This is a genomic window from Cytobacillus luteolus (assembly GCF_017873715.1).
Taxonomy (GTDB): domain Bacteria; phylum Bacillota; class Bacilli; order Bacillales; family Bacillaceae_L; genus Bacillus_BV; species Bacillus_BV luteola.
Window position 1 is genome coordinate 573456 of sequence record NZ_JAGGKM010000003.1, and the last position, 13692, is coordinate 587147.

The 13692-nt window shown below is 32.7% G+C and carries 24 protein-coding genes; all 24 read left to right on the forward strand.

From position 1 onward, the window contains the following. Positions 1-55 precede the first annotated feature (55 nt). The 24 genes from J2Z26_RS11630 (at position 56) to J2Z26_RS11745 (ending at position 13632) form a co-directional block, all read left to right on the forward strand. A complete protein-coding gene (locus tag J2Z26_RS11630; RefSeq protein ID WP_193538850.1) occupies positions 56-772 on the forward strand; it encodes a hypothetical protein in 717 nt (238 codons plus the stop codon). A 14-nt stretch (positions 773-786) separates the two neighbouring features. Further along, positions 787-1092, forward strand: a complete 306-nt coding sequence (locus tag J2Z26_RS11635; RefSeq protein ID WP_193538848.1) for an MGMT family protein — start codon at positions 787-789, stop codon at positions 1090-1092. Positions 1093-1214: 122 nt separating this feature from the next. Beyond that, positions 1215-1511, forward strand: a complete 297-nt coding sequence (locus J2Z26_RS11640; RefSeq protein ID WP_193538846.1) for a hypothetical protein — start codon at positions 1215-1217, stop codon at positions 1509-1511. Between the two features lie 19 nt (positions 1512-1530). After that, positions 1531-2001 (forward strand): hypothetical protein, encoded by a 471-nt coding sequence (locus J2Z26_RS11645; RefSeq protein ID WP_193538844.1) that lies wholly within the window; start codon positions 1531-1533, stop codon positions 1999-2001. Positions 2002-2017: 16 nt separating this feature from the next. Next, entirely contained in the window at positions 2018-2377 is a 360-nt protein-coding gene (locus J2Z26_RS11650) for a hypothetical protein (RefSeq protein WP_233459439.1), read from the forward strand. Between the two features lie 64 nt (positions 2378-2441). After that, entirely contained in the window at positions 2442-2798 is a 357-nt protein-coding gene (locus tag J2Z26_RS11655) for a hypothetical protein (RefSeq protein ID WP_193538842.1), read from the forward strand. Positions 2799-3129: 331 nt separating this feature from the next. Then, a complete protein-coding gene (locus J2Z26_RS11660) occupies positions 3130-3717 on the forward strand; it encodes a hypothetical protein (RefSeq protein WP_193538840.1) in 588 nt (195 codons plus the stop codon). Continuing rightward, a complete protein-coding gene (locus J2Z26_RS11665; protein WP_193538838.1) occupies positions 3717-4124 on the forward strand; it encodes a hypothetical protein in 408 nt (135 codons plus the stop codon). The genes J2Z26_RS11660 and J2Z26_RS11665 overlap by 1 nt, the downstream gene beginning before the upstream one ends. 18 nt (positions 4125-4142) lie before the next feature. Beyond that, on the forward strand, positions 4143-5033 hold the full coding sequence (locus J2Z26_RS11670; RefSeq protein WP_193538836.1) for a hypothetical protein: 891 nt from the start codon (positions 4143-4145) through the stop codon (positions 5031-5033). Between the two features lie 24 nt (positions 5034-5057). After that, positions 5058-5261, forward strand: a complete 204-nt coding sequence (locus tag J2Z26_RS11675) for a hypothetical protein (protein ID WP_193538834.1) — start codon at positions 5058-5060, stop codon at positions 5259-5261. Positions 5262-5301: 40 nt separating this feature from the next. Further along, a complete protein-coding gene (locus J2Z26_RS11680) occupies positions 5302-5526 on the forward strand; it encodes a hypothetical protein (protein WP_193538832.1) in 225 nt (74 codons plus the stop codon). Next, entirely contained in the window at positions 5523-5711 is a 189-nt protein-coding gene (locus tag J2Z26_RS11685) for a hypothetical protein (protein WP_193538830.1), read from the forward strand. Before J2Z26_RS11680 ends, J2Z26_RS11685 begins: the two co-directional genes overlap by 4 nt. 231 nt (positions 5712-5942) lie before the next feature. Continuing rightward, positions 5943-6500, forward strand: a complete 558-nt coding sequence (locus J2Z26_RS11690; protein ID WP_193538827.1) for a GNAT family N-acetyltransferase — start codon at positions 5943-5945, stop codon at positions 6498-6500. 132 nt (positions 6501-6632) lie between these two features. Then, a complete protein-coding gene (locus tag J2Z26_RS11695) occupies positions 6633-7019 on the forward strand; it encodes a hypothetical protein (RefSeq protein ID WP_193538825.1) in 387 nt (128 codons plus the stop codon). Positions 7020-7070: 51 nt separating this feature from the next. After that, on the forward strand, positions 7071-7640 hold the full coding sequence (locus J2Z26_RS11700; RefSeq protein ID WP_193538823.1) for a histidine phosphatase family protein: 570 nt from the start codon (positions 7071-7073) through the stop codon (positions 7638-7640). Between the two features lie 57 nt (positions 7641-7697). Further along, positions 7698-8252: a hypothetical protein gene (locus J2Z26_RS11705; protein ID WP_193538821.1), complete on the forward strand. Its 555-nt coding sequence runs from the start codon at positions 7698-7700 to the stop codon at positions 8250-8252. 296 nt (positions 8253-8548) lie between these two features. Continuing rightward, positions 8549-8731, forward strand: coding sequence for a hypothetical protein (locus J2Z26_RS11710; RefSeq protein WP_193539764.1), 183 nt, complete (start codon positions 8549-8551; stop codon positions 8729-8731). Between the two features lie 475 nt (positions 8732-9206). Continuing rightward, positions 9207-9905, forward strand: a complete 699-nt coding sequence (locus J2Z26_RS22420; RefSeq protein ID WP_209794349.1) for a CPBP family intramembrane glutamic endopeptidase — start codon at positions 9207-9209, stop codon at positions 9903-9905. A gap of 254 nt (positions 9906-10159) precedes the next feature. Next, the gene (locus J2Z26_RS11720; protein ID WP_193538817.1) at positions 10160-10723 is read left to right on the forward strand and encodes a DUF6434 domain-containing protein; all 564 of its coding nucleotides are present in this window, start codon (positions 10160-10162) and stop codon (positions 10721-10723) included. Between the two features lie 111 nt (positions 10724-10834). Continuing rightward, the gene (locus J2Z26_RS11725) at positions 10835-11173 is read left to right on the forward strand and encodes a hypothetical protein (RefSeq protein WP_193538815.1); all 339 of its coding nucleotides are present in this window, start codon (positions 10835-10837) and stop codon (positions 11171-11173) included. 139 nt (positions 11174-11312) lie between these two features. Continuing rightward, on the forward strand, positions 11313-11522 hold the full coding sequence (locus tag J2Z26_RS11730) for a hypothetical protein (RefSeq protein WP_193538813.1): 210 nt from the start codon (positions 11313-11315) through the stop codon (positions 11520-11522). A 140-nt stretch (positions 11523-11662) separates the two neighbouring features. Next, the gene (locus tag J2Z26_RS11735; RefSeq protein ID WP_193539763.1) at positions 11663-11854 is read left to right on the forward strand and encodes a hypothetical protein; all 192 of its coding nucleotides are present in this window, start codon (positions 11663-11665) and stop codon (positions 11852-11854) included. Between the two features lie 778 nt (positions 11855-12632). Continuing rightward, a complete protein-coding gene (locus tag J2Z26_RS11740; protein WP_193538810.1) occupies positions 12633-13067 on the forward strand; it encodes a hypothetical protein in 435 nt (144 codons plus the stop codon). A gap of 169 nt (positions 13068-13236) precedes the next feature. After that, positions 13237-13632: an NUDIX hydrolase gene (locus tag J2Z26_RS11745; protein ID WP_193538808.1), complete on the forward strand. Its 396-nt coding sequence runs from the start codon at positions 13237-13239 to the stop codon at positions 13630-13632. Positions 13633-13692 lie beyond the last annotated feature (60 nt).

The following is a 13692-nucleotide window of genomic DNA, read 5'->3' on the forward strand; positions in this document are numbered from 1 at the left end:
GTAAACAGAATATTTTGTTAAAATTAAATATACTATCTCCAAAGGAGGGGTCAGAATGAATTCTATAAATAAAAAGGTATTTCTCTTTCTAATTTTTTCTATTATTATTATGATTCAATCTGTGGAAGCAACATTGTATGAGGATCTCACTTATGAAGAAATGATAGAGAGGGCAGACTTGATCATTATCGGTAAAAGTGTTGGAGAGGTTAATGTACGGTATGAGAAGGTGACTGACCCCGAGGTTGGAGATTTTGAAGTTGGATATACCGAATGGGAAATAGCTGTTACATCCTATTTAAAAGGTAATTCTCAAGGAGAAACGATATTAGTCTCAACTCCAGGACCAAGCAAAAACACAAATGACAATCGAACAGACTATATCGTTCGTTCTAGTGAATACAGTCTAGATGAACTAATAGAACAAATGGAAGTAGGATTAGTAACAAAGGTTAGTGATATCATTTTCTTTTTAGAAGAAAAAGATGGTCATTTTCATCCAATTATTCCAAGTGCGATTGTACCCCTAAACGTTGTCTATTGGGAGGGTAACATTGATCGAGAGATTGTAAACCAGGAAGAGATTGAACCGAAAGTTATTGAGGAGTTAGCCTATTTGAAGGAATATCTTGAGGAAACGCCATATTATTCAGCTGAGGGCAAGTTATTAAATAGTAATTACTCTTTGTATTTATATACTCTAATTGCTATCGTATTGTTAGCATTTATTGCATTATTAGCTAGAAACAAAATAATCAATCGGAGTACATAGGAAGGAAAGGAACATTGACACCATTTACAGAAAAAGTAATTGAAATAATCAAAAGTATTCCTGCTGGTAAAGTGATGACCTATGGCCAAATTGCGGGTGTTGCAGGTAGTCCCAGAGCAGCTCGCCAGGTTGTGCGTATCCTTCATTCGATGAGTAAGAAGCACCGTCTTCCCTGGCATCGTGTGATAAATGCGAAAGGGGAAATTGCTTTGCAGGACGATGAGTCTTTTAATGAACAACGAATGAATTTAGAAATGGAAGGCGTTCTAATTGGCTTGCACGGAAAAATTGATCTAACAAAATATCAGTGGCATCCTTAGGAAGAGTTGGATAATCAACTCTTTTTTTCGTTATGTTTACAATATAGTAAACATAAGTAAGGGAATATATGGTACCATTATAATTAGTTATAATATTTTGATAAATTAGAAGGTGATAAAGCTTGTATCCCGAATGGATCTCTATTGAAAACCACGTGTTTTGGGGAGCAATATTAATTATCGTCAATTTAATTGGTATAACAGGGGCTTCTGCAATCTTTATTTCTATATTTCAACAAAGCAGGATAAAGGGCTATCTTAATTTATTGGTCTTGTTTTGTTCTGTTGTTCTCGTACTGATAAATGTTTTTTCTTATTCAAAAACGTTAGGGATTATCATTTGTGTAGTAGACGTTATAATGGGTTTTATCGTTTTTAACTATTTGCGAAATCGTTCAGTTAAATTAAATACAAACTAAATTTAGGATGGTTAACTTTATGAAAGACAAAATTACATTACTGTTTATAGTTGTAGGTATGACATGCCTTTTGGGACTGACTCAGTTTGATAGAGAGGTATGGGATGTAAATGCAAAGCTGCTAGAGGAAAAGGTATCTGAAATGAACGAGTCAGTCGAGACAATAAATTTATCAGAATTAACACCGTTTGAGTGGGATAAGGTATATTTCTTCTATCCTTACACACCAAAAGAAACTGTGTACAAAACAGTTGGATATGAGTGGGACTCTATTTCTGAAACGGTTAGTGAAGGCATGAACCAGATTGTCTTTTTAAAGAAAGGAACGGTTGTTTGTTATGTATACGGGTACCCGGCTAATACTGGATATGGACTAAGTTACACGGGTGGGCCTTATAATGATGTGGCTTCATTACTTGAAATTAATGATGATTTGCTTTTCGAAGTTAAACGAGGTGACAGATTTATATTTTTAGAGAAGCGACTTTAGGATGATTGAAGAGGAAATGTTATACAGTTTAGTTTTATTCATAATTGTTGTTCTAATTATAGGATTCTACATTCTTAAAAGAAATACCAAAGTTGGGCATACCATTTTTAAATCGACAGGTGTACGACATGAATTTCCTCATGTTGATTTAGAGAAGCAAAGAGTAACTTGTATTGTTACCTATAAGAGTAAAACGTATATGACTGTAGTTGTTGATATGAAAACAGGTGAAGTAGAGATACATGGTAATGTTGATTCCCTTGGTAGAAAGGCGATGGATTTAGAATCATATATTGATATGTTCAAGCAGCAGGCGCGCTTTTTCGTTGAAAATGAGATATCTAATCCTGAAGAATATTATCAGAACTTAAAGTAGTGGTGAGTTGATGAATTTCAACTCTTTTTTTGTAGACTATTTTAGTATAAAAAGAGGTAAAGCCATGAGATATAGAGATAATTTGATTGTGTTCCTAGCTTTGATTTTAGTGTTAATAGGCTGCTCAAAGAATTCAAATGTCGAGATGAATCCAGTCAAGCCCGAGGATTTTGAATTCAGCTTAACCTATGGGACATATGGAAAGCAAAAAATAGATACCTTTAATGATTTGGTGATAAAGGACTTAGTCATCGATGGAGTTATAGAAGCAAATATTAAGCTTTCTAAAGAAGATATGAATAAGATTTATGAGGAAATGCGTTCTATAAATATTATGGGTAAATTGGATTTGAAAAAGGAGGATGAGTGTATGTCTGAACCGTCATCATTTACTGAATGGACTATACAAATGAATGGTTAGACAAAAACCATTCACTATCAAACCTATTGTGAGTATCCTAATGACATCCTAAAATTAATTGAACTTAAAGATTATATCCATAATATTGTCATTGAGAAACCAGAATACAAAGGACTTCCTGCGTCGAATGGTTATTATGAATAAAGAATTACTACGCATTGCTTGTAACAATAATATCAGGAAACTTGGTTACGTCATTGGCATTTTAGATGTATTAAAATTTAGATGAAAAATCAAATATACTGGATAAATATGGTATTATTTATATGAGATTTTAAAAGTTTGATAGGTATTCTATGTGGAAGAGTGAATAGTGAAAGGGGAGATCTCCTTGCAAAATAAAAGATTGCTGGTTTTTGGGTTAGCTATATTTATAATTGGATTTGTATTTTATCAATTTAACAAGAACCAAGGAGTACACTATATTTTTAACAATCTTGACAGGTTTGACGTACAAACAACCACCTACGAAGAAAAGATTCAGTTTAAGCTAACGACAGAAGAAATTATAAGTGGTCTTGATTTGCCATTAGGGATTACAGAATTAGAAAATACAAATATAGATTTAGTTCAAATTATTGAAAGAGAGAATACATTCTCACATGAGGACGAGATAATTTTGATAATTGGCATAAAAAGCCAGTATAAGTCTTCTGAAGGCACAATGCTATCCTTAACCAAGTTAAATGAAGATAGATCATTTACAACCTCATTAGTTGAACTAAATGCTTATGATGAGCATGGAAATCCTGGTCATTTTGGTTCCGGAAATGGAAGTTATTATGAAGGTGGCTACCAAGAGCATATCGGTTACACTTTTGAAAAGGAAGAGCTAATGTCGAGCAAGGAATGGTTGTTTGAAGTTAGTGGATTAAGACTTGTTATGTATAAAAAGAAAATAGAACGAGGAGGCATGTGATGAGGGAGAACAAACAATATTTCTTTTGGGTAGTAGCATTGTTTTTATTGTTGTGGCTTGGCTCTGAGGTACAGACTATTTTACGAAATTATCAATCTACCTATTATAAACCTATTCCGTATATTACTTTTTCCGTACTTTTTCCAGTACTAGTAGGAATGTTTCTGCGATTACCACAATACTTAAAAGAGAAAAAGTCTAATGATAACTTTTCTATAAACTGGGCTAAACTACTATTCCTGGGTCTTCCTCTGTTATTTATCACATTAAGTCCACTCTACTTTGTCCTAGGTATACCCATAGTCACTTTTACATGGACTATACTTTTTAGCTCTAGCCTTACTATTACAACAATGTCTGGTATCATTTTTGGATATGTATTAGCAGAGAGTTTGAGAGAAAAATAGACTAGTGGAGGTTTTTGCTTGATAAAGGAAATTACTTGTATAGTCACTTTATTTCTATTAGTGGGATGTAGCTTATCCACGAATCAATCTAATCAATTTATGATTGTGAATAATAGTAATACCTTGAAAACAGAGCTATATACAGTAGGGGGATCAAGGGATGAATACAGACTGATTAACGAACTCAATGGGTATTACTTGGATTATATGAATGTATCAAAAGAATCTTTTACAACTATTGATGAGAATAAACTAATCAGTTATAACTTTAAAAATGACTCAAAAGTAGTTCTTGTCGATTTAAATAAAGTAACCGAAATTGGATCTGATGGAGGGTTATTAGATTTCTATTTAACGGATGATCAAAAGCAATTGTTTTTTGAAAAAGTTACTCATGGTGAAGTCCATGGACTATTTCAGATTTCTTCGTATCATTTAGATACTGGTAAAGAAGTTTTATGGACTAATGACAACTTGTATTCGTTTTTTGATCCTATTAAAGTGAAAAATGGAATTTATGTACTACGAAATAAAGAAGGAACTTATAAAGAAGCTGCAAAGGATTTGTACTTAATAGAATGTCCTGGTTGCCCTCCGATAAAGATTAACAAGGAAGAAATGAATGTAAGTGGACTTTTAGATATTGATGAGGAAAAGAGTTTAGCATACATCGTTGTAGAGGGAAGTGGAGGTTTGACTGATCTAGTCAAGGTGTCGCTGGATACAGGAGTTGAAAAAAAGATTCTAAAAGACCAGGGAATTGTGTCCGTTTCTGTGGAACAAGCCATAATCATTTCACGAGACAATGATGGAACTTACTTAATAAGAAATCTTTACACACTTGAAGAATTATATAGGATAAATCTTGGGAAGTTTAGGAGTCTAGTGTATTTCTACACATTTGACTAGTTGATTTGTAAAGAGGTGACAGTAATGAATACGAGAAAAGAAGAAAAACCCCCTGCATTTTATTTGTTCATTGGAATTGCTTTTTTGTTATTGGGGATTGGTAATTTAACTTTACTGTTGAAACCAGGTAGTTTTTTTGAACTCATTTTGGGATTGTCTGGGATACCAGCTATTATTGGCGCAGTGATATTATTAAAAGAATATCTTCAGTTGGATAAACAATACTAAAATGTTAGATTGTTAGAATGTGTTTGGTGGCCTAAGTTAAATGATTAAATACAATGAACGTTTCTTTATGAGACTGGCAATCCTTTTTTTCAGTATTTCAATTATATCCCTACTTGTCCCTCTTTACTTGTCTACACTTCTAGAAGTAAATATAAAGGCATTTTCACTAAATGTAGTTAGCTTTTGCTTTGGTTTACACTTTCTTATGGTTGCTAATTATCATAGAAAAGTAGCTAAAGCCAAGAAAGGAAGTAATGTACAATGAGAATAATAGTATACATAGGTAGTTCATTAATGGCTTTAGGTGGACTTATTGTTTTAGGCAATATCATGTATGAGTATCTAGCTTCAGGTGAGTTAAAGGTAGGTTTACTTGGAATGGGAATTATTCCGATAATGGGTGCGATTTTACTTGTTATTGGAAGACATTTTTCTGAGAAGAAGAGTTAGGTGATGGGGTTTTAGTTCATGCAAAAGGTCCTAAAAATGAAGTCTTAGATTACCTATCTTTGTGTTGGTCTTTCAATGGTGTATATAGGTATGGTATTAGTATTTTTAAATGACACTTTAAAGGTATCAGGCTTTTTGTCTATTATTGGAGGTAGTCTTTACATAAGTACTGCGCTCTTGGGTTTTATAAAAAATAGGAAATAGTGAAGATGTTTAACACAGGAGGAAACCATGTTTATCTACAAAATAAATGAAGAGCTTTCTTTAAAATTAATAGACTTAAATGATGGAGCTAGAATATATGAATTAACAGACCAATCAAGGGCATATTTACGTGAATGGCTGCCTTGGTTGGATTACACAACAAAACCAGAGGATACGAATGAATTTATTAAAATGAGCATTAGTGGATTTGCGGATCGTAAAAGTGTAACAACGGTGATTCTTTTTAAAGGTGTGATCGTAGGAGTTGCTGGTTTCAACAGTATTAACTGGTCAAATAAAACAGCTCAAATTGGCTATTGGTTAGGCAAAGAATATCAAGGTAATGGTATTATGACCAAGGTAACAAAGGCCTTAGTAGAATATGCTTTTAATGAATTAAAGCTGAATAAAGTAGAAATTAGAGTCGCAACTGAGAATATAAAGAGTAGAAGTATTCCGGAAAGACTAGGTTTTATTAATGAAGGGTGCATTAGACAAGCAGAATGGCTTTATGACCATTATGTGGATCATTATATTTATGGAATGTTGGCTGATGAATGGAAAAAACAAGATATCACTACATAGAGTTCTGTTATGTTGGCTTTGGAGTATTACTCCTAACTATTATCACACTTATTGTGTTTTTAAGAGTTTTTAAGAAAACGTTGTATACAGAAAATCTTAACCTATCAAACAAAAGTAAGGGGATAGACATTTATGGGATTTGATTTAAGTACGGTGGCTGCAATTGCTGCTTCAATTATTCTTGTGGGAATCGCTGTATTTCAGGTATTGCTGGCATTAGGGTTTCCATTCGGTGAGGCAGCAATGGGAGGATACCATAGGGTGCTACCTAAGAAACTTAGAGTAGTAAGTGTGTTAAATGGTCTCATTCTTATATTTATGGCTTATGTTTTTCTTGAGCATGCAGAAGTTTTTACTTTCAATTACTTCACGACTACGATATTTGTATGGATATTTACCGTCTTCCTAGCGCTTAATACTATTGGGAATTTTGTATCAAGAAGTAAAAAGGAGAAGTATATCATGACTCCTTTATCTAGCATAGCTTTCATTTTATGTTTGATTGTAGTGTTATTTTAAACTTATGAAATTAAATTTAGTAGACAAGTGGGATGATATTCTGGAGGTTCTATGAAAACATATATCTATATGGTGAGGCATGGTGACTCGCCTAAATTTGGAGATGAAAGAATTAGAGGGTTAACTTCTGAAGGTACTGAATCAGCTAAACGAGTAACTAACATTCTAATAGATGAGGGTATTGACATTGTTGTTTCTAGTCCATACCTCCGTTCGATCCAAACTGTTCAGCCATTAGCTGACGCACTTGGTCAGGAAGTTGTAGTATGTGAAGACCTTAAAGAGTGGGTTTTCTCGAGTGAAGGTACTAGAATACCAGACACTGAACTTATCCCTTTATTAGAGAAGTCATTTTCAAATCCAACCTTATCTTTTAGTGGGACTGAGTCTAATGAGGACTGTCAAAAACGAGCGGTCTCAGATCTTTTAAAAATAATCGAGAAATACCGAGGAAAAAAGGTGACGATAGGAACTCATGGTGCTGTAATGACTTTAATGATGGGATACTTTGATAAGAAATATGATTTAAGTTTCTTACGGAGAATTTCAAAACCAGATATATATCGTATGGAATTTAATGAATTTCAATTAGTGGAAGTTACTAGATTATGGAGTAATTAGAAGTAAAAATGAGGGTGTTATTAGAACTAAGGGCAGACGAGAATTGGAGTGAATGGATTGTTTAAACAACCTCAGATTCTACTTTTTTGTTTACTAGTATTATTTTTAACAGTATCCTTTTACCCTTCATCACATGTAATGGCATGTGATTGTTATGTCCCTGAAACCGCACATGAAGCTCAAGAGAAAGCAGATGCAGTGTTTAAAGGAAAAGTGTTACAGCTAAAAAAGGAGAAGATTGAGGGAGAAACTTACAATGTAGCCTTAATATCAGTCTCTGAGACTTGGAAAGGAATTGATGACACGCAAGTGACTGTTTTTACAGATTGGACGAGTTGTCAGTTTGATTTTGAAGTCGGAAAGGAGTACTTGCTTTATCCGAATAAACTGAATGGAGAACTGAGAGTCATTGACTGTGGAAGAAGCGTTGAAATACAATTTGCTGCTAATGACTTACTTCAACTTGGAAAAGGTGAAGATCCAACGAATATGGTTCAGTTAGAAGATGAATTCCAAAACAATACATTTAAAACTTTCATTGTCCTCACGTTGCTCATAATTATGACTGTTTCCATCTTTGGATTAGCACGAAAATGGAGAAGAAGAATCTAAATTTTTTGGAGGAGCCTATAAGCATAATTAAAGGTATGAGTTGCTTTTATGGTAGGATTTTCTTTTGAAATGAAAAATCATTAATAACTGTAAATATAACTTAGTAAAAAGCATAGTGATTAGTAATTAAATCATCATGCTTTTTCGCATCCCAGTTTTATCTGAGACAATTCGAAACTGTTTTAAAAGGAATTACAAGTCGTAAGGATGTTTAAGGACTTTGTGAAGGGTTTCACTTAAATTAACGAAGCAGGAAAATGTAACAAAGAGAGTCTAAAAAAAGGAGTTGAATATTTTTGAACAAGAGGAAACGTTATTGGATATTAATGCCACCATTTTTTATTACAATGCTAATAATGTTCTTTACTTTACCTAACCCATATAAAGGGCTTTCGGTAATAGTTGTTCTAACTTTCTGGGTAACATTATGGATATGGAACTATTTTGGGGATAAAAAACAAAGGGAAATTGAGCGGTAATATTTCACTATCGAACGAACAAAAATAACATTTATTGAAGGGGGAAACCAATTGTGGGGACTTTTAATAATAGTCTTACTTTCATATTAGCAGCAGGCATACTCATTACGATAGGATTTTTGTTTTTTATTTACAGACTTATAAGCAAGAAATAGGATGAATGGGATTAAACTATCTATAGTTATCAATTGTTCAAAACTGTTATGTCTTGTTGAACAAACGGGGTGCGATTGCTGAACAAGCAGCAGTCGCTTCTTTCGTTATAGAAGCAGGTTAGTTGAAAAGATAAGTGTGTGGTTCCATCCCCCTTAAAGGTAAAATTTAGGACTAAAGGGTAGTAGATAAGAAAGTTGGTTGAGTACGTCAGTTATCAGATGAGATTCTAAGAATAGCGTATGTAATGGTTCGTTTTATTCTTTTATCAAGTGAGGAGTAACTACAAAATTTAATTATTAAATAACGAAGGAGAAACAGCGTGATTATACTAAACATAGTTCTATTATGTATGTTTATAATTGGAATAGATATTGTATTAAGGAAGTTGTTTTACAGATTTAAAAAGAGAGAATCAGTCATTCAATGGTTAGTATATCTCTTCTTACTAGGACTATTGCTTGTGGGTGTATTATGGTTCGAGAGTAAGTTCATGGGCATAATTCTACCGATTAATATTAGCTTTAATTGGCTTGGTGTTTTACAAGCAATTCTTATTATCCTTTCCATTGCTGCAATCTTATTTGCTGTTATGAGTATAGAGATATATGTTCGAAAGAAAAGAAATACGCCACTTCCTGCAATGGAGTTTTCCAAGCCAGAGGATGAGATGTTCAAAGGAAGTCAAAAATATATAGGTGCCTTTATCATTTCAGCTTGTGCAGGGATATTTGAAGAGCTAATTTTCCGCTACTATGTTTTAGGGAGACTTGAGTATGTAACAGACTCCACCCTTTTTGCAGTAGTTGTGTCCTCCCTTTTGTTCGGTTTCATCCATATCCTTGATGGAGGGTGGAAGAGTGTCATCAGCACTGGACTATTCGGTATATTTTTTTCAGTAGTCTATGTCCTCACAGGCAATTTGCTTGTAGTAATCATCATTCATGCTATATGGAATTTTCTTAGCTTTACTATTCCATTTGAAAAAATGATAAATTTTATTAATAGGTTACTGAACTAATATTGTTCGGAATTTTTTTAATATTTATTAACTCAGTTGATTTTTAACTAAAGGGTGCACTACTTTAATAGGCAAAATGAGAGATCGGGAGTTGCAGGTCTCATTTTTTATTGGAAGAAGGATATGGAGCTGGTCTTATTGAATTATAGGAGCAGGATTGTGAAATGAATTTGTTGGTTTTATATGGTAAATATAATAGACGAAATAAGAAAGTACGTTCTATAATTGACCAAGAGTAAAAGGAGGTGGAGGATGTGAGACCGAACCTAACAAAAGAAATTAGTATTAAAGATTTCGATGATTACTATTGGTTAAAGGAAGAATTACAAACGTTTTGTAGGGAAAATGGAATAAGTGCATCTGGTTCAAAAATAGAAATTTTTGATAGGATTAAAACTTATCTTCTTACAGGAAAAATTAAAAAGCCAATTAGAAAAACAAGAATAAACAAAAAGATAGAAAATAAATCAGAATTAAGTCTTGAAACAGTTATTACTGAAAACCACCATTGTAGTCAAGAGGTAAGAGCGTTTTTTAAGACAGTCATCCCTAAATTTCATTTTTCTACTTATATCCAAAATTACTTTAAAAATAACATCGGAAAAACATATAGTGATGTTGTAGTTGCTTGGAATGAGGAAGATGAACGAAAAAAAGACCCTACATATAAGAAGAACATCGCTCCTCAATTTGAATACAATCAATTTATTAGTGATTTTTTTGCTGATCCCAAAAATCAAGAGAAAAGTCGGAAAGAAGCGATTCAAGTCTGGAATAGAATCAAAAGACTTCCAGGAAGTAATAAGTATAACCCCTAATTAACCCTCTAAGTTAAGACATATAGATAAATCTTACAATGTGAAAAGATAAACTTAAACTAACGGGAGCTTATATTGAAGAAGAAGTGTTAAATAAAAGGGAGGTTCAAGTTGAAGAGATTTGGAAGAGTGCTTCAATGGTTAGGTGTTATTTTTATTGCTTTATTTCCGTTTTATTATTCGGATGAATCGTATACGAATTATATTCCTATTCTATTGATAAGTGGTGTGACTCTTGGTTTGTTAGGGAGTTTGTTGGTTAAAACAAGCAAGATAGGCATTATTGCTCTATGTTTAACTTTATTAGCAGTAATAACTTACTTCTATATTGAACAAAGATTAATTTACAAGGCTTTAATTATATCAAGTCTGGTTTTAGTTGTAGTAAAACAAATTTTGATTTTCAAGGAACAACAATTACAAAAAGCGTCTAATGAGGGGAATTCATGAAATTGCTTAACTAAGGGAGCCATACTTCAAGAAGGAAGTATGGCTATTAGTATTGAAGTATAGCGTAGGATAATTGAACAAAAATAATAGGATTTATGGTAATATTTAGAAAAATTTATTAGTCAAGGAGTGGAATAGTTTGGGGAAAGGTAACATCCTATTTTACATTTTATCTGTCGTATTTTTCTATCTGTATTTTAAGGTTTTAGGCTTTGTTTGGAATGTGTTACCGGTAGGTGTATCAGGTATAAGTAGTCTCATTAGCTTTGTAATAATCTTTTTAGTTGTTCTTCCGTTAGCACTTGTTTCAGCACAAAAATTAACTAAGATTATTATTCCTAAAAGGTAATTTAAAGATAGATTAGTATGGGAATTATTTATACTTAACTTCGGGTGTCGGGTGACGAGTGTTCAAGAAGAACATTCGCTTTTTCACGAACGGATAGTTTAATGTAACAAAAAGAGTATATAGAAAGAGAGTGGATTTTATTGAACAAGAGAAAACGTTATTGGATTTTAATTCCACCATTTCTAATTATAATGCTAACATTCTTCCTTACTTTACCGAACCCACATAAAGGACTTTCAATAAGCGTTGCATTAATTTTTTGGATAACATTATGGATTTGGAACTATTTTGGAGATGAAAAACAGAAGAAAACTGAGCGTAATATTAACTAATGGAGACCATATTTGAATAGGGATTTATAAAAAAGAATGAGGTAAATAAATGCTAAATGAAAAACAAAAGCAACTGTTTCACGCATTGAAATTTATTAAAGATGCACTTCGCTATTTCATTAAGCAGGTTAGAATAAGAGTTTGAAGCTGTTGACTTAAAGGAACAACAGAATGAGATTATTGAGTCTGTTCTTTATTCAGTAATGGAATTGATTAATGGTTATCACGATAATTTAAACTTCCCAATGGACTTAATTGAAAAAGATACAGGTCGATCTATAAAAGGAAATATACGGCTTCATGATAAATTTATGGACTATCTATACGAAGTAGAGGATAAATAATTTTTTTACTCCATTAACGGAGAGCTAATGTTGATTATAATCTGTTTCTCTAAAGGAGAATGCAATATGGATAATTGGATATTTGTTTTTATACTGAATCTAATTGGCGGATTTTTAGTTTTTGTGGGATTGAACTTAATATCAGGGCTAATTGAGGAACGGTGGACACAATTGTATTGGTAGGTGTGTTCCTATTCATCCAACTTTCATTTGTTTCAACTCTACTGTTCCAAGTGTTACATAAGTTAAAGAAGTAATAATTCTCTATGTATTCAAATCTTATTCAATTAAAGGGTGCTTATCTTTAAGAAGGATAAGCTCTCTTTATATGGAATAAGTAATACAAAGTTAACGTGCAGAATAATGGAAGAAGAATGGCTAAATAAAGCTTGAAAAAGTGGTAGCAATAAATAATTGTAAATTTGGAGGCGACAATGAATAAAAGGTTTTTGTTTTTATCATTGATGTTTTTATTATTAGTAATTTTTGTCTCTGGTTGTAACTTGAAAAATAAAGAAATTATAGCCAAAGGAAAAAGTGAAAATTGGGAGATTCGAATTACTTTTACAATGGAAGGGAATTTGCTTAACGATAAAGGGAATATAATCTATCTAAAAAATAATCCACCCAAAAAGATAGAATGGGAAACAATTCATCCGAATAGCTTTCCCATTGGTTCAGCAGGGACAATAGAAGTTTATGAGGAAAATATTATAGAACATAGGATTGGCGGTGGTGGCGGTAGCCTAAACGAAAGAGATAATTATGAAAACCTAAAAGAAAGAATTGATGAAATGTCTGTTTTCATTCAATGGGAAATAGGTGGAGAAGTTTTTAACGAAACTGTTGATCTTAATGTTAACGAATAAAAAGTAGATACTTATTCAACAAACCGGTGCGCTTCTTTAATAAGCGAAATGAGAGATTAGCAGCTGCGGGTCTTATTTTTGTTATTTTAAGAAGGAGAAGAATCTGTTTCTATTGAAGTATAAAGCAGGTTCTTTAATAAGATTTATATGAATAATGAGGGCTAAGGTAATGCGAGATAGAGGTTCGGTAGTAATAGTAGATAATGAAAAGGTTGGACTAATTCAAAGAATTAGAGATGGATCTATTTATTTTGTTTTTCCTGGTGGAGGAATAGAGAGTGGTGAAACACCAGAAGAATGTGCAAAAAGAGAAGCCTTTGAAGAATTAGGAGTAGTAGTAAAGATTAATGAGTGTATAGCAAAAGTTGAATTTAATGGAACTCAATACTTTTTCTTATCGGAAATTGTAAATGGAACATTCGGAACTGGACAAGGTGAAGAGTATATAGACGAAAAGGGAGATCGAGGAACTTATGTGCCAGTGTGGGTAGATATAGAAAAGTTATCGTCTATTGATGTTAAACCGAAAGAAGTTGCTTTAAAAATCCAATCCTTATTCAATTAAAGGGGTGCGATTATTTTATAAGGTATGCCGAAACACTTTCAAACACTTTATTAATAAAAA